The sequence below is a fragment of the Oceanicella sp. genome (genome assembly GCF_056449545.1).
The window spans coordinates 1-18,046 of the sequence record NZ_JBWOMN010000016.1; the positions used below are offsets into that span (position 1 = coordinate 1).

At 67.8% G+C, this 18,046-nt stretch carries 17 protein-coding genes; 7 read left to right on the plus strand and 10 right to left on the minus strand.

Features of this window, described 5'->3' with window-relative positions:
- The first annotated feature begins 393 nt into the window (after window positions 1-393).
- From soxB to AC1HC7_RS02465, 3 genes are all read left to right on the plus strand, one after another.
- A complete protein-coding gene (gene soxB / locus AC1HC7_RS02455; RefSeq protein ID WP_479495360.1) occupies window positions 394-2,088 on the plus strand; it encodes a thiosulfohydrolase SoxB in 1,695 nt (564 codons plus the stop codon).
- 98 nt (window positions 2,089-2,186) lie between these two features.
- Complete coding sequence (gene soxC, locus AC1HC7_RS02460) at window positions 2,187-3,458, plus strand: sulfite dehydrogenase (protein ID WP_479495361.1); 1,272 nt, start codon at window positions 2,187-2,189, stop codon at window positions 3,456-3,458.
- A complete protein-coding gene (locus tag AC1HC7_RS02465) occupies window positions 3,442-4,077 on the plus strand; it encodes a c-type cytochrome (protein ID WP_479495362.1) in 636 nt (211 codons plus the stop codon). Before soxC ends, AC1HC7_RS02465 begins: the two co-directional genes overlap by 17 nt.
- Before the next feature lie 150 nt (window positions 4,078-4,227).
- Here the strand turns inward: AC1HC7_RS02465 and AC1HC7_RS02470 are convergent, their stop codons facing one another.
- Both AC1HC7_RS02470 and AC1HC7_RS02475 read right to left on the minus strand, forming a co-directional pair.
- Window positions 4,228-5,715, minus strand: a complete 1,488-nt coding sequence (locus tag AC1HC7_RS02470; protein WP_479495363.1) for a flavin-containing monooxygenase — start codon at window positions 5,713-5,715, stop codon at window positions 4,228-4,230.
- A gap of 62 nt (window positions 5,716-5,777) precedes the next feature.
- Window positions 5,778-6,272, minus strand: coding sequence for a cupin domain-containing protein (locus AC1HC7_RS02475; protein WP_479495364.1), 495 nt, complete (start codon window positions 6,270-6,272; stop codon window positions 5,778-5,780).
- A gap of 179 nt (window positions 6,273-6,451) precedes the next feature.
- Here AC1HC7_RS02475 and AC1HC7_RS02480 point away from each other — a divergent pair, with 179 nt between their 5' ends.
- Window positions 6,452-7,474, plus strand: a complete 1,023-nt coding sequence (locus AC1HC7_RS02480; RefSeq protein ID WP_479495365.1) for an AraC family transcriptional regulator — start codon at window positions 6,452-6,454, stop codon at window positions 7,472-7,474.
- A gap of 252 nt (window positions 7,475-7,726) precedes the next feature.
- Window positions 7,727-8,941 carry a 5-aminolevulinate synthase gene (gene hemA / locus AC1HC7_RS02485; protein WP_479495366.1) on the plus strand — a complete coding sequence of 405 codons (1,215 nt, stop codon included), beginning with the start codon at window positions 7,727-7,729 and terminating at the stop codon, window positions 8,939-8,941.
- A gap of 174 nt (window positions 8,942-9,115) precedes the next feature.
- Here hemA and AC1HC7_RS02490 read toward each other — a convergent pair whose 3' ends face one another.
- The 8 genes from AC1HC7_RS02490 to AC1HC7_RS02525 all read right to left on the minus strand — a co-directional run bounded on the left by AC1HC7_RS02490 (window position 9,116) and on the right by AC1HC7_RS02525 (window position 15,832).
- Window positions 9,116-9,445, minus strand: coding sequence for a DUF1491 family protein (locus AC1HC7_RS02490; RefSeq protein WP_479495367.1), 330 nt, complete (start codon window positions 9,443-9,445; stop codon window positions 9,116-9,118).
- Between the two features lies 1 nt (window position 9,446).
- Window positions 9,447-10,478 (minus strand): GTPase Era, encoded by a 1,032-nt coding sequence (era, locus tag AC1HC7_RS02495; protein ID WP_479495368.1) that lies wholly within the window; start codon window positions 10,476-10,478, stop codon window positions 9,447-9,449.
- On the minus strand, window positions 10,471-11,169 hold the full coding sequence (rnc, locus tag AC1HC7_RS02500; RefSeq protein WP_479495369.1) for a ribonuclease III: 699 nt from the start codon (window positions 11,167-11,169) through the stop codon (window positions 10,471-10,473). Before rnc ends, era begins: the two co-directional genes overlap by 8 nt.
- Before the next feature lie 10 nt (window positions 11,170-11,179).
- Window positions 11,180-11,944 (minus strand): signal peptidase I, encoded by a 765-nt coding sequence (gene lepB, locus AC1HC7_RS02505; RefSeq protein WP_479495370.1) that lies wholly within the window; start codon window positions 11,942-11,944, stop codon window positions 11,180-11,182.
- 280 nt (window positions 11,945-12,224) lie between these two features.
- Complete coding sequence (gene acpS / locus AC1HC7_RS02510; RefSeq protein WP_479495371.1) at window positions 12,225-12,623, minus strand: holo-ACP synthase; 399 nt, start codon at window positions 12,621-12,623, stop codon at window positions 12,225-12,227.
- Window positions 12,620-14,230, minus strand: coding sequence for a hypothetical protein (locus AC1HC7_RS02515; RefSeq protein WP_479498612.1), 1,611 nt, complete (start codon window positions 14,228-14,230; stop codon window positions 12,620-12,622). Before AC1HC7_RS02515 ends, acpS begins: the two co-directional genes overlap by 4 nt.
- Window positions 14,227-15,012 carry a pyridoxine 5'-phosphate synthase gene (locus AC1HC7_RS02520; RefSeq protein ID WP_479495373.1) on the minus strand — a complete coding sequence of 262 codons (786 nt, stop codon included), beginning with the start codon at window positions 15,010-15,012 and terminating at the stop codon, window positions 14,227-14,229. Before AC1HC7_RS02520 ends, AC1HC7_RS02515 begins: the two co-directional genes overlap by 4 nt.
- 193 nt (window positions 15,013-15,205) lie before the next feature.
- Entirely contained in the window at window positions 15,206-15,832 is a 627-nt protein-coding gene (locus AC1HC7_RS02525; protein WP_479495374.1) for a hypothetical protein, read from the minus strand.
- Window positions 15,833-16,055: 223 nt separating this feature from the next.
- Between AC1HC7_RS02525 and xth the strand changes: the two genes are divergently transcribed.
- Window positions 16,056-16,838, plus strand: coding sequence for an exodeoxyribonuclease III (xth, locus tag AC1HC7_RS02530; RefSeq protein WP_479495375.1), 783 nt, complete (start codon window positions 16,056-16,058; stop codon window positions 16,836-16,838).
- A gap of 111 nt (window positions 16,839-16,949) precedes the next feature.
- On the plus strand, window positions 16,950-18,035 hold the full coding sequence (locus AC1HC7_RS02535; protein ID WP_479495376.1) for an Mrp/NBP35 family ATP-binding protein: 1,086 nt from the start codon (window positions 16,950-16,952) through the stop codon (window positions 18,033-18,035).
- Window positions 18,036-18,046: the final 11 nt, after the last annotated feature.

Sequence of the window (18,046 nt, forward strand, 5' to 3'; positions counted from 1 at the left end):
GGGCCCCTCCGCCGCGGGGGGGGGCCGGGGGGCCGGCCCGCCCCCCCCCCCCCGACGCGCCGTCCGCCGCGACCGCCGGCGCGCGGGCGGTCATCATGATCCACGGGCGGGCGACGCGCCGCCAGACCCTGGCCCCGACAGGCCGCCGGCGCGCGCCGACCGCGCGCGGGACGCATGGCGCGGTCCGAACCGGTCGCGCCTCAGATCCAGACCAGACCCAGTTCCAGACCCGGACGCCGCCCGACAGCAGACCCAGCCCCTGACGCCGCGCGGCGGCCAGCCGCGACGCCGATCCAGACCCGGCCGACCCGACGGATCGAGCCCACGGCGCCCGCGGCGCGAAGACAAACGGCGCCCGCGGCGCGAAGACAAACGGACACAGGAGACACGATCATGATTTCCCGCAGAGATTTCCTGCAGGCGACCGTTGCGGCCTCGGCGATCGTCGGCGCTTCGGGCGTCGGGCGCTGGGGGCGGATCGCGGCGCAGCAAAGCCTGACGCAGGATCAGCTGCTGGCCTTCAACGCCACCGGCAACGTCACCATCGTGCATGTCACCGACATCCACGCCCAGCTGAAGCCGATCTGGTTTCGCGAGCCCGAGATCAATCTCGGCGTCGGCGCGGTGAACGGCCTGCCGCCGCATGTGACCGGGGCGGATTTCCTGAAGCTGTTCAATCTCGAGCCCGGCAGCCCCGAGGCCTACGCGCTGACCTACGAGGATTTCACCGCCCTGGCGCGCGGCTACGGTCGCATGGGCGGGCTCGATCGCGTCGCCACGGTGGTCAACGCCATTCGCGCCGAACGCCCCGAGGCGCTGCTGCTGGACGGCGGCGACACCTGGCAGGGGTCCTACACGGCGCAGATGACCGCCGGGCAGGACATGGTCAACGTGATGAACGCGCTGAAGCCCGAGGCGATGGTCTCGCATTGGGAGTTCACGCTGGGCATCGACCGGGTCAACGAGATCGTGGACACGCTGGATTTTCCGTTCCTCGGGGCCAACATCTTCGACAACGAATGGGACGAACCCGCCTACGATCCCTACAAGATGTTCGAACGCGGCGGCGTGAAGATCGCGGTCATCGGCCAGGCCTTTCCCTACATGCCGATCGCCAATCCCGGCTGGATGTTCCCGGGGCTCAGCTTCGGCGTGCGCGAGGGGCGCATGCGCGAGGTGGTCGCGCAGGTGCGCGAGGAGGAGGGCGCCGATCTGGTGGTGCTGCTGTCCCATAACGGCTTCGACGTGGACCGCAAGATGGCCGCGCGGGTCGACGGCATCGACATCATCCTCACCGCCCACACCCATGACGCGCTGCCCGAACCGGTGATGGTCGGCAAGACCATGCTGATCGCCTCGGGGTCGAACGGCAAGTTCGTCACAAGGCTGGATCTGGACGTGCGCGACGGCGCGCTGAAAGGATTTTCGCACAAGCTGATCCCGATCTTTTCCGATGTGATCGCCCCGGACCCTGCGGTTGCGGCGCTGATCGACGAACAGCGCGCGCCCCACAAGGCGCAGCTGGAGGAGGTGCTCGGCCACACCGATTCGCTGCTGTATCGGCGCGGCAATTTCAATGGCACCTGGGACGATCTGATCTGCAACGCGCTGATCGAGCAGCGCGAGGCCGACATCGCGCTCAGCCCCGGATTCCGCTGGGGGCCAAGCCTGCTGCCCGGCGACCCCATCACCCGCGAGGATCTGTTCAACGCCACCGGCATGAACTACCCCGCCGCCTACCGTTCCGAAATGACCGGCGAAACCCTGAAGCTGATCCTGGAGGACGTGGCCGACAACCTGTTCAACCCCGACCCCTATTACCAGCAGGGCGGCGACATGGTGCGGGTCGGCGGCATGGGCTATTCCATCGACGTGTCCAACCCCATGGGATCGCGGGTCACCGACATGACCCTGCTCAAGACCGGCGAAAAGCTGGCCGCGGACAAGACCTATGTGGTCGCCGGCTGGGCCTCGGTCAACGAGGGCACCGAGGGGCCGCCGATCTGGGACGTGGTGGAAAGCCATATCCGCAAGCACGGCACGGTGAGCATCGACCCCAACGCCTCGGTGAAGGTGTCGGGCGCCTGAGCGCCGGCGGTGTTGGTTGGGGGAAGAAACCTCTGGATATTCGCCATAAATTCAATTATATGAATATGTGACGGATTCGAGCTGAAACGGAGAAGCAGATGAGCGACCACCGCAAGGATGGGCTTGCCTCGCGCCGCGGCTTCCTGACTGGCGGCATGGCCGCGGGCGGGGCGTTGGCCGCGGCCGGCGTCGCCAGGGCCGCGAGCGGCGACCCGGCGATCACCGAACTGCCGGACTGGACCACCTCCCCCGGCGCGCCCGTGGACGAGGCGCCCTACGGGCTGCCCAGCGAATACGAATCCCGGGTGGTCCGGCGCAACGTGCCCTGGCTGACCGCGGACGCGATCAGTTCGATCAACTTCACGCCGCTGCACGAGCTTGACGGGATCATCACCCCCAACGGGCTGTGCTTCGAACGCCATCACGGCGGCGCCGCCAATGTGGACCCGCAGGAATACCGGCTGATGGTTCACGGCATGGTGGAACGGGAACTGGTGTTCACGCTGGAGGACATCCTGCGCTTCCCCCGCGTCAACAAGGTGTATTTTCTCGAATGCGCCGCCAATTCCGGCATGGAATGGCGCGGCGCCCAGCTCAACGGCTGCCAGTTCACCCACGGCATGATCCACAACGTGATGTATACCGGCGTGCCGCTGCGGCTGATCCTGGAGGAAGCCGGGCTGAAGCCGGGCGCCAAGTGGATCCTGCCCGAAGGCGCCGACGCCGCCGCCATGACCCGATCCGTGCCCATCGAAAAGGCCATGGATGATTGCCTGGTGGCGTTCAGGATGAACGGCGAGGCCCTGCGCGCCGAGCAGGGCTACCCGGTCCGCCTTGTGGTTCCCGGCTGGGAAGGCAACATGTGGATCAAGTGGATGCGCCGCATCGAGGTCGGCGACAAGCCCTGGCATCATCGCGAGGAGACCTCGAAATACACCGACCTGCTGCCCAGCGGCAAGGCGCGCCGCTTCACCTGGGAAATGGACGCCAAATCGGTGATCACCAATCCCAGCCCGCAGGCGCCGATCACCCATGGCAAGGGGCCGACGGTGCTGACCGGCGTCGCCTGGTCCGGGCGCGGCGCGATCCCGCGCGTGGACGTGACGCTGGACGGCGGCATGAACTGGCATCAGGCGCGCATCGACGGGCCGTCCTTCGACAAGTCCATGCACCGGTTCTATTTCGAATTCGACTGGGACGGCAAACCGCTGCTGCTGCAGTCGCGGGCGCATGATTCCACCGGCTACATCCAGCCCACCAAGAACGCGCTGCGCGCGGTGCGGGGCGAGAACTCCATCTACCACAACAACGGCATCCAGACCTGGTTTGTGAACGAGAACGGCGAGGCGGAAAATGTCGAGATTTCATGAACTGACCCTTGCCGCGCTGCTGGCCGCCGGCCTCGCCGCGCCGGCGATGGGCGAGCCGCTGGGCCTGGGCCGCGCCGCCGCCCCCGACGAGATCGCCGCCTGGAACATCGACATCCGGCCCGACGGCGTCGGCCTGCCGGAGGGCTCGGGCAGCGTCACCGATGGCGAGGAGATCTTCGTCGAGAACTGCGCCGTCTGCCACGGCGATTTCGGCGAGGGCGTGGACCGCTGGCCGGTGCTGGCCGGCGGCCAGGACACCCTGACTTCCGACCGCCCGGTGAAGACCATCGGGTCCTACTGGCCGTATCTGTCCACGGTCTGGGATTACATCCACCGGGCCATGCCGTTCGGCGACGCGCAGAGCCTGGAGGATGATCAGGTCTACGCCATCGTCGCCTATCTGCTGTATTCGAATGACATCGTCGACGAGGATTTCGTGCTTTCCAGGGAAAACTTCCTCGACGTGGAGATGCCCAATGTCGGCGGCTTCATCGACGATGACCGCCTGCAGACGCCGGTGGGCCTGAAGCGAGAGGTCTGCATGACCGATTGCAAGCCCTCGGTCGAGATCACCAAGCGCGCCGCCATCGTCGACGTGACCCCTGACGCGGAGCAGTGATCGAGACGCCGGGCGCGCCCCCCCCAGCGCCCGGCGTTTCAATGGTCGTCGATGCGGGTCATCCGTGACAGGATTCGCGTTTGGTGGAAGGCCCGGTCAGGTTCCTGACCGGGCCTTTTCCGTGTGGCGATCGCCCTGCGCGGTCGCGGTTCACGCGGCGCGGTATTGCGGGGCCGAGGCGAGGAATTCGGCGAAGGCGTCGGCGTTGGGCGGGGCGAAATATTCCGCCAGCAGGTTGCGCCGCTTGCGCCTGGCGGCGCCCATGTCCGCGAGCAATTCGTCGAAATGGCGGAAATGGAACGGCGCCGAGCACAGCCCGCCATAGACCTGCGCCGCCGGGCGCTGGGTGCGCCGCCAGCGCAGATTGGCCTCGATATCCGCGTCCATGGCCGGCTTGTCGGGCTGGTTGGCCAGCATGCCGTCGGCGTAGCGCACCAGCCAGTTGGCCCCCATTTCCGCCGACAGCATGGTGCAGAAGCTGGAATTGAAGCCGACGAAGCCCATGTCCGGCAGATCCGGGTTCACGCAAAGCCGGTAGATCCGGTATTGCCCGTCATCCTCGATCAGCTTGCGCCGATAGGCGTCGTCCAGATACGGCACGCCCAGTTTCCAGCCCACGGCGAGCAGCGACAGGTCGGCGGCCACGCGCTCGCCGCCGGTCATGACGATGGCGCCGCCGTCATAATGGTCGAAGCTGCCGCGGATCGCGGTGATGCGCCCGCTGTCGAGATGTTCGAAAAATCCCGGGGTGACGATGGGCAGCGAACAGGAGGCCTCGCGCTCGATCGGCGTGTCGGGGACCATGTCATGGCGTTTCAGCCCCAGCTGCAGTTTCAGCAGGCTTTCCAGCCCGCGGAAATTCGCCCATATCAACGGCTTGGACAGGGCGAAGGCCAGCTTGCCCAGCGGCGAGCCGCCCCAGCCGTTGAACTGGATTTCCTGCGCGCGCATGTAGAGCAGGTTCTTGAAGTTGATGCCGGCGATGTAATAGGGCACGCGCCAACAGGGCTGGCGATAGACGATGGTGACCGATTCGGCGCCGTTGTCAGCGGCGTTGACCGCCAGGTCGGTGGCGGATTTCGAGAACCCCAGCACCACCACCCGCTTGCCCCGCGCCAGCGCCGGGTCGGTGTATTCCGAGGAATGCAACACCTGCCCGCCGGCGGTTTCGAACTCCGCCTGCCCGGGATGGCTGATGATGTTCTTCTCGCTGAACTGGCCGGTGCAGACCGCGACGAAATCGTAATCCTCGTCATGGGCGCCGGCCGCGTCCTCCACCGCCAGCCGCCAGCCCGGCGCGCCGTCGGGGCGCCGGGTCATGGCGCGGATGCCGGCGTTCATGCGATACAGCGGCTTCAGGTCGTGGCGCTCGGCGTAGCCGTGCAGATAGGCGTGCACCTGCGGGCCCTTGGGCCATTGCGGGTAGTCCTCGGGCATCGCCATGTCGGTGAAGCGGTAAAGCTCCTTGGGCGATTGGGTCTGCACGCCGGGATAGGAGCGCGAGGGCGCCCACACGCCGCCCAGATCGCCGCTGCGCTCGAAGGCGCGGACCTCGTGTCCGCGTTCCCTGAAAACCTTGGCCGCGGCCAGGCCGCTGACGCCGCCGCCGATGACGGCGACCTTCTTCTTCTTCACCATATGCGAATCCCCCCGGCTGGCTGATCGGCGCGGCGGCGGCCTTCGCCGCTGCGCCGCGCGGGTCATTTCTTCAGGTCGAGCGGGTCGAAGGCCATGTCCTCGGGGCGCAGGAACTGCACCTCGCGCATGGCGCTTTCGCGCACCACCTGTTCGGGGTCGCCGAGATTGTGCAGGTTGTCGAACAGCTCGCGCAGGCGGCGCGCCGGGCTGACCCAGAACATGGCGCGGGCGTCCTTTTCGGTCAGGTTGTAGTAGCCATGGGGGATGCCCATGGGCATGCGCACCAGATCGCCGACATTGGCGACGTGGTGTTCGCCGTCGAGGTAAAGGTCAAAGCGCCCTTCGGTGACGTAGATGAATTCGTCCTGCGTCGGGTGGACATGGGGCGGCACGAAGGTGCCCGGCGGATCGAGGGTTTCAAAGCAGAAGCAGCTCTCGCCCTCGGATTTCAGCCAATAGGTGTGGCCGAGGATCGACCATTCCACGTTTCTGAGGCCGGTGTTGGCCTGAATGACGCCCGGATCGGTCTGCACCTGCGCCATGTTCGCGTCAGCCATGCGTGTTCTCCCTTGATTGACGGGCCTTGTTGCGCCCAGTTTGCTATTGCAACTATCCTGCGCGGCGGCGGCGGGCGCTGTCTATCCGCATTGCGAACCCGCTGGCCGCCAGACGAACGCGCGGCGCCGAAAAATCGGATTTGGCGCATTGAACGGGATGAAAGGGGCCGGAGCGAGCGATGTATCTGTCCGCCCACAGCGTGGTCAGCACCGAGGCGCCCGACGAGGCGGAGGCGGAGATCGCGCGGATCTTCTGCCCGCACCGTCTGGAGGCGCGCGGCGAGGGGTTCTTCGCGCGGCACAATTCCTGCGCCGTCGCCGGGCGCGCCGCCAACGCCCCGCCGACGGGCTGCGCCTCGATCAACTACGTGCGCTATGGCGGCGAGGTGGACATCGACCCGGGCGAGCTGGCGGGGTTCTTCCTGCTGCAATTGCCGGTGAGCGGCGGGGCCACGGTGCGCTGCGGGGCCAGCCTGGCGCAGACCGCGCCCGGCGCGGCGGCGAGCCTGGTGTCCCCGACCCTGCCGACGCGGATGACCTGGCGCGACAGCTGCGGCCAGCTGATCCTGCTGTTGCCGCGCGATCTGGTGGAGCGCCGGGGGCGGGCGCTGTTCGGCGGCGACGGGCTGGTGGAATTCGACGCGCGCCTGGATCTGCGCGGGCCGGTGGGGGCCATGCTGCACGCGCAGCTGCATCTGCTGGCGGCGCTGGCGGGGCGCGGGCGGGCGGGCGTCGAAAAGGGCGGGCGCGGCGACATCCTGGCGGCGGAAACCGTTGATGCGGTGATCGGCGCGCTGCTCGCGGGGCAGGGCTCCAACCTCACGCGCGCGGCGGCCCGGGCGCCGGCGACGCGCGCCGCCGGCGGCGCGGCCTTCGCGCGCGCCCGCGAATTCATCGCCGCCAATCTCGACCGCCGCATCGAGGCCGAGGAAATCGCCGCCGCCGCCGGGACCGGGCTGCGCGCCCTGCAAAAGACCGCGCGCCGGGTCGGCGGGGTTTCGCTCACCGGGCTGGTGCGCGACATGCGATTCGCCCGACTGCGCGCGCTTCTGGACGCGGCCCCGGACGACGCGCGGGTCAGCGACCTGATGCTTGCCGCCGGGCTCGATCATTTCGGCCGCGCGGCCGAGGGCTTCCGGCGCCGCTACGGCGCCGCGCCGTCGGGGTATCTGGCTGAACGGCGGACCCGAAAGCGGCGCTGAGCGGCGGCGCGCAAACCGCGGCGCCCGGGCGAATGACGCCCGTGAGTCCAGGGCGGCGCCGAGGCGGATGCGGCGCGGCCGCGCCGTATCGTCGCGTTGCGACCATTCGGCCATTGGTCGGCGTCTGCAACTATTCTATGTTCGCGATCAGCACTTGACCAAAATCAACGCGCGGCGCCGCCCGACAGGGCATGAAGGATCAGCCAGCCCGCCGGATTTCCGCGATCCGGTCCCGCCAGTCGGAGGACCAGAATGGACTATCAATCATTCTTCCAGCAGCAGCTCGACGCCCTGCGCGACGAAGGCAATTACCGGGTCTTCGCCAATCTGGAACGCCATGTGGGCGATTTTCCGAAAGCCACGCGGCGCACGGACGGGCGCAGCCATGACGTGACGGTGTGGTGCTCCAACGACTATCTGGGCATGGGCCAGAACGCCGAGGTGCGTCAGGCCATGAAGGACGCCATCGACGCCTGCGGCGCCGGGGCCGGGGGCACGCGCAACATTTCCGGCACCAACGTGCATCACGTGGAGCTGGAAAAGGAACTCGCCGACCTGCACGGCAAGGATGCGGCGCTGCTGTTCACCTCGGGCTACGTGTCAAACTGGGCGGCGCTGGGCACGCTGGCCTCAAAAATCCCCGGCTGCACGGTGCTCTCGGACGGGCTGAACCACGCCTCGATGATCGAGGGCATTCGCCATTCCCGCGCCGCCAAGCAGATCTGGAAGCATAACGACGTCGCGGATCTGGACCGGCGGCTGGCCGATCTCGACCCTGCCGCGCCCAAGCTGGTGGCGTTTGAATCGGTCTATTCCATGGATGGCGACATCGCCCCCATCGCCGAGATCCTCGACGTGGCCGAAAGGCACGGCGCCATGACCTATATCGACGAGGTGCACGCGGTCGGCCTCTACGGTCCGCGCGGCGGCGGCGTCGCGGAGCGCGAAGGCCTGATGGACCGGATCACGGTGATCGAGGGCACGCTGGGCAAGGCGTTCGGGGTGATGGGCGGCTACATCGCCGCCTCCGAAGCGCTGTGCGATTTCGTGCGCAGCTTTTCCAGCGGTTTCATCTTCACCACCTCGCTGCCGCCGGCGGTGGCGGCGGGGGCCTGCGCCTCGGTGCGGCACCTGAAGACCAGCCGGGCGGAGCGCGACGCGCAGAAGCGGGCGGTGGCCAGGCTGCGGGCCCGGCTCGACCGGCTCGGCATCCCGCATCTGGACAATCCGAGCCACATCGTGCCGGTGATGGTCAACGATCCGGTGAAGTGCAAGATGCTCTCCGACATCCTGCTCGATGATTTCGGGATCTATGTGCAGCCGATCAACTATCCCACCGTGCCCAAGGGCGCGGAACGCCTGCGCTTCACGCCCTCGCCCATGCATAGCGACGCGGATATCGATCATCTGGCCGAGGCGCTGCACGCGCTCTGGTCGCAATGCGCGCTGTCGCGCGCCGTCGCCTAGGCGCGCGGCCTTCGCGGGCGGTCTCGCGACACGGGCCTTGCGACACGGGCCTTGCGACACGGACGGGGGCCTGACGGCGGGCCAATGGCGGATCGGGATCCGCCCTACACGGGATTGCGGGCGTTTTCGCGCAATGGGGCGTGCGGCGCGCGATGGCGGCGCGGCGCGGGGCGTTCAGGTCAGGCCCGGTTCGTCGAGCAGGGTGCGGCCCTGCCGGTCCTCGACCTCGATCACCCAGAGATCAGGATCGAAGCCGCGCTGTCTGGCGATCGACGCGTCGACCCGGGGTTCCGGGCCGCTGGCCAGTTCCGACCAGATGCGCTCGCCTTCGGGGCCGTAGCTGCGGGCGAAGGCGCGGGCCGCGCCGTCCAGCGTGTTGAGCTTTATGATGATCGCCCCGGCGGTGGCATCGCCGCGGGCGGTGACGAAGGCCGGGATGTCGCTGAGCCGCAGCCTTGCGAGATAGGCCCGCACCCAGAAATCCGCCGTCAGCCGGGGCGTCATGTCAGTCGCCCCCTGAATTGCCGTCCGAATAGTTCAGCCCCATCTGCGAATAGCGTTCGGGTTCGTCCATCCATTTCGGCCGGGCGCGCACCTGCAGGAAAAGATGCGCCTTGCGCCCGAGGAATTTCGACAGCTCCTCGCGGGCCAGGGCGCCGATTTCCTTGATGGTCTCGCCCTTCTTGCCCAGCACGATGCCCTTGTGGCCGTCGCGCATGACGTAGATGATCTGTTCGACGCGCACCGAGCCGTCCTTGCGTTCCTCCCAGTTCTCGGTTTCCACGGTCATCTGGTAGGGCAGTTCCTGATGCAGCCGCAGGGTCAGCTTTTCGCGGGTGATCTCGGCGGCCAGCAGGCGCAGGGGCAAATCGGCGATCTGGTCCTCGGGGTAGAGCCACGGGCCTTCGGGGACCTGCTGCGCCAGCCATGCGCGCAGGTCGTCGACGCCATGGCCCTTTTCGGCCGAGATCATGAAGCTGGCGGCGAAATCATGATCGGCGTTCAGTTCGGCGGACAGCGCCAGCAGGCGGTCGCGCTTCACCCGGTCGATCTTGTTGATGGCCAGCGCGATGGTCTGCTTGCGGTCGTCGCGCTCGGACAGGCCCTTGAGGATCGCCTTCACGCCCTCGGTGACGCCGCGCTGGGCCTCCACCAGCAGCACCACGACATCGGCGTCGGCGGCGCCGGTCCAGGCGGCGGCGACCATGGCGCGATCCAGCCGGCGGCGCGGGCGGAACAGGCCGGGGGTGTCCACGAACACCAGCTGCGCGGCGCCCTCGATGGCGATGCCGCGGATGCGCGCCCGGGTGGTCTGCACCTTGTGGGTGACGATCGACACCTTGGCGCCGACCATGCGGTTGAGCAGGGTGGATTTTCCGGCGTTGGGTTCGCCGATCAACGCCACGAAGCCGGCGCGGGTCGGGGCCGGGGATGCGACGCCGCCGGTTTCGACATTGGCTGCGGGGTCTGGCCCGGGGCCGGATCTGGGGCTGGATCTGGGGCTGGATCTGGGGCTGGTCTTGGGCGTTTCAGTCATGGCTTTTCTCCAGCCGCGCCAGCAGTTCGGCGGCGGCGGCCTGTTGGGCGGCGCGTTTGGAGGGCGCGGCGGCGGTGGCGCTTTCGCCGGTCTCCATGTTCGCGGTGATGGTGAAGATCGGGGCGTGGTCGGGGCCGCTGCGCCCCACGGTGTCATAGACGGGCGTCGCCTGTCCGCGCGCCTGCGCCCATTCCTGCAGCGCGGTCTTGGCGTCCACGGGCGCAGCGCCGGCATCGGCCAGCCGGTCGCCCCACAGCGCCAGGATGGCGCGGCGCGCGTCCTCGACGCCGTTGTCGAGATAGATGGCGGCGATCAGCGCCTCCATGGCGTCGCCGAGGATCGCGGTCTTGCGCCGCCCGCCGGTGGTGGATTCGGATTTGCCCAGGCGGATGAGATCGCCCAGCCCGGCTTCGACCGCGCATTCGGCGCAGGTTTCCTTGCGCACCAGGGCGTTGAAGCGGGGGGCGAGCTTGCCTTCGGGTTCGTCGGGATGGCGGGCCAGCAGCAGGTCGGCGATCACCAGCCCCAGCACCCGGTCGCCGAGGAATTCCAGCCGCTGATTGTCGGGCCGGGCGCGCGAGGAGGCGGAGGAATGGGTCAGCGCCTCGTCAAGCCGGGTCGAGGGCGCGACCGTCACCCCCAGCCGCGCGGAGAGCGCGGCGGCGTGGCGGGCGAGCGCGGGTCTGGCCATGACCGGACGATCACTCGATGGTCATGAAGAAGCGGTCGGCGCGCCAGTTCCAGACCTCCCAGAACGCGCCGCCAAAGCTCAGCGCGATCAGGTCGGCGCGGCCCACGAGGTTTTCGAAGGGCACCATGCCGACGCCCTGCCGGCTGTCGTTGGAATTGTCGCGATTGTCGCCCATGAAGAAATAGTTCCCGGCGGGGATGCTGAATTCGCGAGTGTTGTCGGCGCCGAAGCTGTTGTTGTCATTGGCGTTCAGCACCAGATGTTCGACGCCGTTGGGCAGGGTCTCGATGAAGCGTTCCTTCACGCACAGCACCTTGCCGTCCTTGTGGGGGAAGGATTTGCACTGGAGGTTGGATCCGGGGGTGACCTCCTCGACGAACTGGCCGTCGGGACGCTGGGGGGCGAGGACGCCGTTGATGTAGAGCAGCCCGCGTTTCATCTGGATGCGGTCGCCAGGCAGGCCGATCAGGCGTTTCACGTAATCCTGGCCGCTGCGCGGATGCTTGAACACGATGACGTCGCCGCGTTCGGGCTGTCTGGCCATGATCCGTCCGCTGAACGGGGCGAAGGACCAGGGGAAGGAATGTTTCGAATAGCCGTAGGAGTATTTTGAAACGAACAGGAAATCGCCGATCAGCAGCGTTGATTTCATCGAGCCAGACGGAATCCAGAACGGCTGGAACAGGAAGGTGCGGAACACGCCGGCGATCAGCAGGGCGTAGATGACGGTTTTGACAAGCTCGCCAAGGCCTTCCTTTTCATTCTTGCGCGCCATGGAGTCTTGCCTGTCTGCTTGCCGGTTTCGCCCGGGGGAGGGATTTGGGGGTCGATTCGGGTTTTCGCCGCTGCCCGGGAGCAAGTCAAGCCGGGGGCCGCGCGCGCCGGCGGGCGGGCGCGGGCTGCGCGTTTCGCGCATCACCGGGCGCGCGGCTGCGTTCGGTTTCGCGCGGGTTGACCTGTCGCCGGGCCGGGCGGGGCGGGAAATGCGGGTCCGGGTCGGGCAATGCGAAGCCGGGCCGGGCCGGGCGGGTCCGGGCCGGGCGCGGGTCAGCGGGTCAGCGGGGCAGGGCCTCGATCACCACGAAGGCCTGCGCATAGGGGGCGTCGTCGGTGATGGTGACATGGATCACCGCCCGGTGGCCGGGCGGGGTCATCCCGTCCAGCCGCGCGGCGGCGCCGCCGGTCAGCGCCATGGTCGGTTGCCCCGAGGGCAGGTTGACCACCCCCATCTCGCGCCAGGCCACCCCCATGCGCAAGCCGGTGCCCAGCGCCTTCGAGCAGGCCTCCTTGGCGGCCCAGCGCTTGGCGTAGGAGGCGGCGCGCGCGCGCCGCCTTTCGGATTTCGCCTGCTCGACCTCGGTGAACACCCTTTGCACGAAGCGCGCGCCGAACCGCTCCAGCGTGCGCTCGATGCGGCGGATGTCGGCGAGGTCGGAGCCGATGCCGAGGATCATGTCGCGCCGGTTCTGCGATGGGCGGGCATGTCGGAAATGACAATCTCCTGATTGTGTTCGTCCCACGCCCAATAGATGCGCAGGCAGTGATCAGGATTTCGGGTGTTGCTGCCGTTCTTGATATGCTGCTTGATATCCAGCCTCTTGTTTCCGTTGAGCGCCTGGTAGCTATCCTTGCCGCAAGGTGCGTTTTTGAAGCCTGACTCAATCGGGCAATCCCGTAGTTCCAGATCATTCTTGCCCATCAGACTGTCTCGCGCCGGACCGGCGAGCCATTTGATGCATCTAGCAGCAAGCTGCATATCTTTGAGCTTTGGCGTTCTTACGCCTCTTCGGGCGGCGGGGAGTAGCGCAATTCGCGTCGCGAAATTTCGATCAATCCAGTCAAGAAAGGCGTCGCCCCAACTTTCTGGCAGCGATTCGGTCAAGGCGCTTTCCAATCCCCTGGCCGCCAGGGCGTTTTCAAGCTGTTCGACGCGCGCGCGTGCGAAGCGCAGTCTTGCTTCGGCATCGGCGGCTGTCTTGACAGCGGCGTCTTTCTCCGAATCCGACATGTAGTACAATGACTTCACTTCTTCGAAGTTTTTTTTCAGTTGTTCATTTTCCTCGAGAACCGCAGCGAGCCGTTTTTCACTCCTGTCCCCGGACTTTTCGAGACGCTTCGAAACAGCCGCCAGCGCCGCCTGCCTGACCTGCGCAAAGGAAACCACGTCGCGCCCCAGGGCGCGGCGGCGAAGGCTTTCCGCGGCTGCGGCGCGGCGAAGGAACGTGATGCAGGCTTCTCTTGCGGGCGCGTCGCGCAATCTGTCGCCGAGAAACAGGCGGTGCTGGAACGGATCCGCGCCCTCGTCGAAATCCGGCATGTAGATGCGCACCCCGCCATGGAACACGGAAAGGCGCGCGCCGAAACGTTCCGTCAGCGCCCAGGCATGTTCGGCGGGAAGCACGAACAGGTGGGCAAGGCCGATGGTCGCCTTGCCCAGCGCGTTCGTATCGAGGGAGGGTTCGGGGAAACCCTTCTCCGCGTCTCTGGACAGGATGATGACCGGTCTGCGGCGTTCGGGATCGGCCAGCAGGTCGCACAGATCCTCTGCCCCCTCCCGGGTGCCGACATCGCTGACGGCCGCGACCGCCCGCCCGCGCTGCTGCAGGCCGGTTTTTCGGACGATCTGGCGTACAAGCCCGGGAACGGCCGGGGTCGCCCTGATTTCCTGCTCGGTGGAGTTGACCAGCAGGCGGAGCGAGAACCACGGCGCCTCGTCCAGCCTGCCGCCGAGCACGATTTCGGTTCCCCACACGCGGCGCGCCACATTCTTGTCCGGGTCGTCCGCTCGCAGCGCCCAGAGGCGGGCGGCGTCGTCCTCCCAGGTCGTGACCAGACAATTGCGTCCGGCTTTCGTGAATTCGAACGCCTCGCCGGCCCAGGCGCTCTCGGGCAGCGCGCCTGCCCGCTTGGCCACCCATTTGAGAATTTCGCGCCGCGCCTTCTCTAGATCCTCGTCGCGCTTCAGTCTTGCCAGAACGCACAGGACCTCCCGTTCGCGCGGCGGGCGTTCGCCGTCAAGCCTTTGCGCCAGCGACGATAGCGCATCATGCATGGCCGTCACGCCGCGCCCTCGCCAAATGCCTCGGCGCGGGCGTTGTCCATCAGGCCGCGCATGCGGCGGATGGCGCTGTCGAGCCCCGAAAAGATCGCCTCGCCCACCAGGAAATGCCCGATGTTCAGCTCCATCACCTCGGGGAACCCGGCCACCGGGGCCACGGTGTCATAGGTGAGCCCGTGCCCGGCATGCACCTCCAGCCCCAGCGAATGGGCGTAGGCGGACATGTCGCGCAGGCGGGCGAGTTCGTCGTCGCGGGCTTGCGTGCGGCCCTCGGCATGGGCGTCGCAATAGGCGCCGGTGTGCAGCTCGATCACCGGCGCGCCGATGCGCGCCGCGGCCTCGATCTGGCGGCGCTCGGCGGCGATGAAGATCGACACGCGGCAGCCGGCGTCGCGCAGGGGGGCGATGAAATGCGCCAGCCGGTTTTCCTCGCGCCCCACCTCCAGCCCGCCCTCGGTGGTGCGTTCTTCACGTTTTTCCGGAACGATGCAGACCGCGTGCGGCTTGTGGCGCAGGGCGATGGCCTGCATTTCGTCGGTGGCGGCCATCTCGAAATTCAGCGGCACGCTCAGCGCCGCCATCAGCGCGTCGATGTCGGGGTCGGTGATGTGGCGGCGATCTTCGCGCAGATGCGCGGTGATCCCGTCGGCGCCGGCGGCCTCGGCCATGCGCGCGGCGCGCAGGGGGCTCGGGGTGTCGCCGCCGCGGGCGTTGCGGATGGTGGCCACGTGGTCGATGTTGATGCCAAGGCGCAGGCGGCCGAGGGGTTTGGCGAGATCGGTCATCGGGGGCTCCCTCTGTCGGCGGCGCGCGGGCGTGCGGCGCGCCGCAATCATCCCGGCATTGGGACGTCGCTTGGCCGGCGTGTCCAGCGAAATGCGCGGTCTGAAACGCGAAAGGGACCCGCCTGAACGGCGAGTCCCGATGATTGTCGCGATCGCGCCGACATGCGCGCCGGGCGCTTTCGCGCCGTGGGCCTCAGCGCTTCCTGCGCTTTGCCGCCACGCCGAGCGCGCCGAGCGCGAAGGCGAACAGCGGCAGCGCCGCGGGCAGCGGCACGGGGGCCGGTCCGGGTCCGCCCTGCGGGCCGAGGATCACCTGGTAGGTGTCGGTGAAGCTGTCGATTCCGAACAGATCCGACGCCTGAATGTCTGGCGCCACGTAGGACACCATCAGGCTCGTGGCGGTGAACGAGGTCGACAGGATCGGCGCCGGGTCGCCGGGCGAGCCGAACACGGCGTTGCCGGTCGAGATCGGGGCGAAGCCGGTGATCACGTTGGCGTCGTCGAACAGGATGTTGCTCATCCAGACGTCGATGATCTGGTAGTCGTTCGGCCCGGTGCCGGTGAGCGACAGGATATTGGTCAGCGGATTGAAATCCACCTGCAGCGAGTCCGCCCAACCGCTGGGATTGGAGATTTCGTCCGACTCGTCCAGTTCGAAGCCCGCATTGGGCACGGTCTGGGCCGTGCGCTCGAGCACGCGCTCGACGCCGGCGAAAAATGCCGGAAGGTTGAGTTCAGAGCGGAAGTCCGCCTGAATGATCGTTGCATTGGCGGCGCTGGCCAGCAGGGTTGCGGCAGCGGTCGCGAAAATCAGGCGCATTGACAATTCCCCCATATGTGATTCACCATTCGTTAATATATCAAGGCGGCGCAGGAATCCACTGGAGATCTGGTCACGCGCAAGCCGATCATGCTTAACGGGGCGCGCCCGGACGGTTTGCGCCGGGTTTCGGGCCCTTGCCCTCGCGCGGCCTGCGCGGCCTGCTTGCCCTCGTGCAGCGCGCGCGGCTAGTGTCGGTCCCGCATCGCACGGGAGAGGCTCCATGAAAATCGCCAGCTTCAACATCAACGGCGTGAAGGCGCGGCTGCCCGCCCTGCTTGACTGGCTGACCGAGGCGAAACCCGACGTGGCCCTGTTGCAGGAGATCAAGTCGATCGACGCCAATTTCCCGCGCGAGCCGATCGAGGATCTGGGCTACAATGTCGAGACCCACGGCCAGAAGGGGTTCAACGGCGTCGCCATCCTGTCGCGCTTTCCCATCGAGGACGTGGCCCGCGGCCTGCCCGGCGATCCGGACGACGAACAGGCGCGCTGGATCGAGGCCACCATCAGCGGCGACGCGGCGGCGGTGCGGGTCTGCGGGCTCTACCTGCCCAACGGCAACCCGGCGCCGGGGCCGAAATACGACTACAAGCTGGCCTGGATGGCGCGCCTGCGCGCACGGGCGCAGGATTTGCTGGCCTCCGAAGAGATCGCGCTCATGGCCGGGGACTGGAACGTCATCCCGCAGCCTGAGGACGCCGCCCGCCCGGAGGTCTGGACCGATGACGCGCTGTTCCTGCCCGAGACCCGCGCAGCCTGGCGGCGGATCGTCAATCTGGGCTTCACCGAGGCGTTCCGCGACCGCCACCCGGAACCCGGGCGCTACACGTTCTGGGATTATCAGGCGGGCGCCTGGAAGCGCAATCACGGCATCCGCATCGATCATGTCCTGCTGACCCCGCAGGCCGCCGACCGGCTCAACGCCTGCGAGATCGACGAGCATGTGCGCGGGCTGCCCAAGCCCTCGGACCATGTGCCGATCTGGGTCGATCTGGATCTGTGAGCGCCTGAGCGCGGCCGCGGCGGCGATCCCCCGCGGGATGTGCGGCTTGCGCGCCTTGCGGCGCTCTCGACTAGCGCATACCTAGGCCGCAGGCAGACCCCCGGAGGCGCTATGACCATCACCCCCGACGATATCCTCAAGGCGCTCTCGCGCGTGATAGACCCGGCCAGCGGCAAGGATCTCGTCGCCGCCGATCTGGTCCGCGCGCCCCATGCCGAGGATGGCCACGCGCGTTTCATCCTGGAGGTCGCGCCCGATCGCGCCCCCCACATGGATCCGGTGCTGAAGGCCGCCGAGGCGGCGGTGGCGGCGCTGCCGGGGGTGACGAAGGTTTCGGGCATCCTCACCGCCCACGGCCCGGCCCCCGCCGCCGCGCCGAAAGGCCCGCCGCCAAGCCTGAAGATCGGCGGCCACCCCAAGCCGCAGGCCTCCAAGCGCATCCCCGGCGTCAAGCGCATCATCGCCGTCGCCTCGGGCAAGGGCGGGGTCGGGAAATCGACGCTGTCGGCCAACCTGGCGGTGGCGCTGGCGCGGCGCGGCAAGCGGGTGGGGCTGCTCGACGCCGACATCCACGGGCCGAGCCAGCCGCGCATGATGGGGCTGGTCGAACGCCCCAAATCCCCTGACGGCAAGACCATCCAGCCGCTGGTCGCCCATGGCGTCACCTTCATGTCCATCGGGCTGATGCTGCCCGAGGACGAAGCGGTGATCTGGCGCGGCCCCATGCTGATGGGCGCCTTGCAGCAGATGCTGGGGCAGGTGGCCTGGGGCGAGCTTGACGTTCTGATCGTCGATCTGCCGCCGGGCACCGGCGACGTGCAGCTGTCGCTGTGCCAGAAATTCGAGGTGACCGGCGCCGTGGTCATCTCCACCCCGCAGGACGTGGCGCTGCTGGACGCGCGCAAGGCGCTGGCGATGTTTCGCAAGCTCGACGTGCCGGTGCTGGGGCTGGTGGAGAACATGAGCGCCTATATCTGCCCCGAATGCGGCCACGAGGCGCATATCTTCGGCCATGGCGGCGCCAGGGCCGAGGCGCAGAAACTCGGGATCCCGTTCCTTGGCGAGATCCCGCTGCATCTGGACATCCGCCTGTCCGGCGACGAGGGCGCGCCGATCGCCGCCAGCCAGCCCGACGGACCGCTTGCCGCGTCCTTCGGGCATCTCGCCGACCGGCTGATCGACGGCGGCATCGTCTAGCGCGGAGGGGT

What these genes read in the sequence shown, in the direction of transcription:
- soxB (WP_479495360.1), top strand. Translation starts at nt 394, where the DNA reads ATGATTTCCCGCAGAGATTTCCTGCAGGCGACCGTTGCGGCCTCGGCG.
- soxC (WP_479495361.1), top strand. Translation starts at nt 2,187, where the DNA reads ATGAGCGACCACCGCAAGGATGGGCTTGCCTCGCGCCGCGGCTTCCTG.
- AC1HC7_RS02465 (WP_479495362.1), top strand. Translation starts at nt 3,442, where the DNA reads ATGTCGAGATTTCATGAACTGACCCTTGCCGCGCTGCTGGCCGCCGGC.
- AC1HC7_RS02470 (WP_479495363.1), bottom strand. Translation starts at nt 5,715, where the DNA reads ATGGTGAAGAAGAAGAAGGTCGCCGTCATCGGCGGCGGCGTCAGCGGC.
- AC1HC7_RS02475 (WP_479495364.1), bottom strand. Translation starts at nt 6,272, where the DNA reads ATGGCTGACGCGAACATGGCGCAGGTGCAGACCGATCCGGGCGTCATT.
- AC1HC7_RS02480 (WP_479495365.1), top strand. Translation starts at nt 6,452, where the DNA reads ATGTATCTGTCCGCCCACAGCGTGGTCAGCACCGAGGCGCCCGACGAG.
- hemA (WP_479495366.1), top strand. Translation starts at nt 7,727, where the DNA reads ATGGACTATCAATCATTCTTCCAGCAGCAGCTCGACGCCCTGCGCGAC.
- AC1HC7_RS02490 (WP_479495367.1), bottom strand. Translation starts at nt 9,445, where the DNA reads ATGACGCCCCGGCTGACGGCGGATTTCTGGGTGCGGGCCTATCTCGCA.
- era (WP_479495368.1), bottom strand. Translation starts at nt 10,478, where the DNA reads ATGACTGAAACGCCCAAGACCAGCCCCAGATCCAGCCCCAGATCCAGC.
- rnc (WP_479495369.1), bottom strand. Translation starts at nt 11,169, where the DNA reads ATGGCCAGACCCGCGCTCGCCCGCCACGCCGCCGCGCTCTCCGCGCGG.
- lepB (WP_479495370.1), bottom strand. Translation starts at nt 11,944, where the DNA reads ATGGCGCGCAAGAATGAAAAGGAAGGCCTTGGCGAGCTTGTCAAAACC.
- acpS (WP_479495371.1), bottom strand. Translation starts at nt 12,623, where the DNA reads ATGATCCTCGGCATCGGCTCCGACCTCGCCGACATCCGCCGCATCGAG.
- AC1HC7_RS02520 (WP_479495373.1), bottom strand. Translation starts at nt 15,012, where the DNA reads ATGACCGATCTCGCCAAACCCCTCGGCCGCCTGCGCCTTGGCATCAAC.
- AC1HC7_RS02525 (WP_479495374.1), bottom strand. Translation starts at nt 15,832, where the DNA reads ATGCGCCTGATTTTCGCGACCGCTGCCGCAACCCTGCTGGCCAGCGCC.
- xth (WP_479495375.1), top strand. Translation starts at nt 16,056, where the DNA reads ATGAAAATCGCCAGCTTCAACATCAACGGCGTGAAGGCGCGGCTGCCC.
- AC1HC7_RS02535 (WP_479495376.1), top strand. Translation starts at nt 16,950, where the DNA reads ATGACCATCACCCCCGACGATATCCTCAAGGCGCTCTCGCGCGTGATA.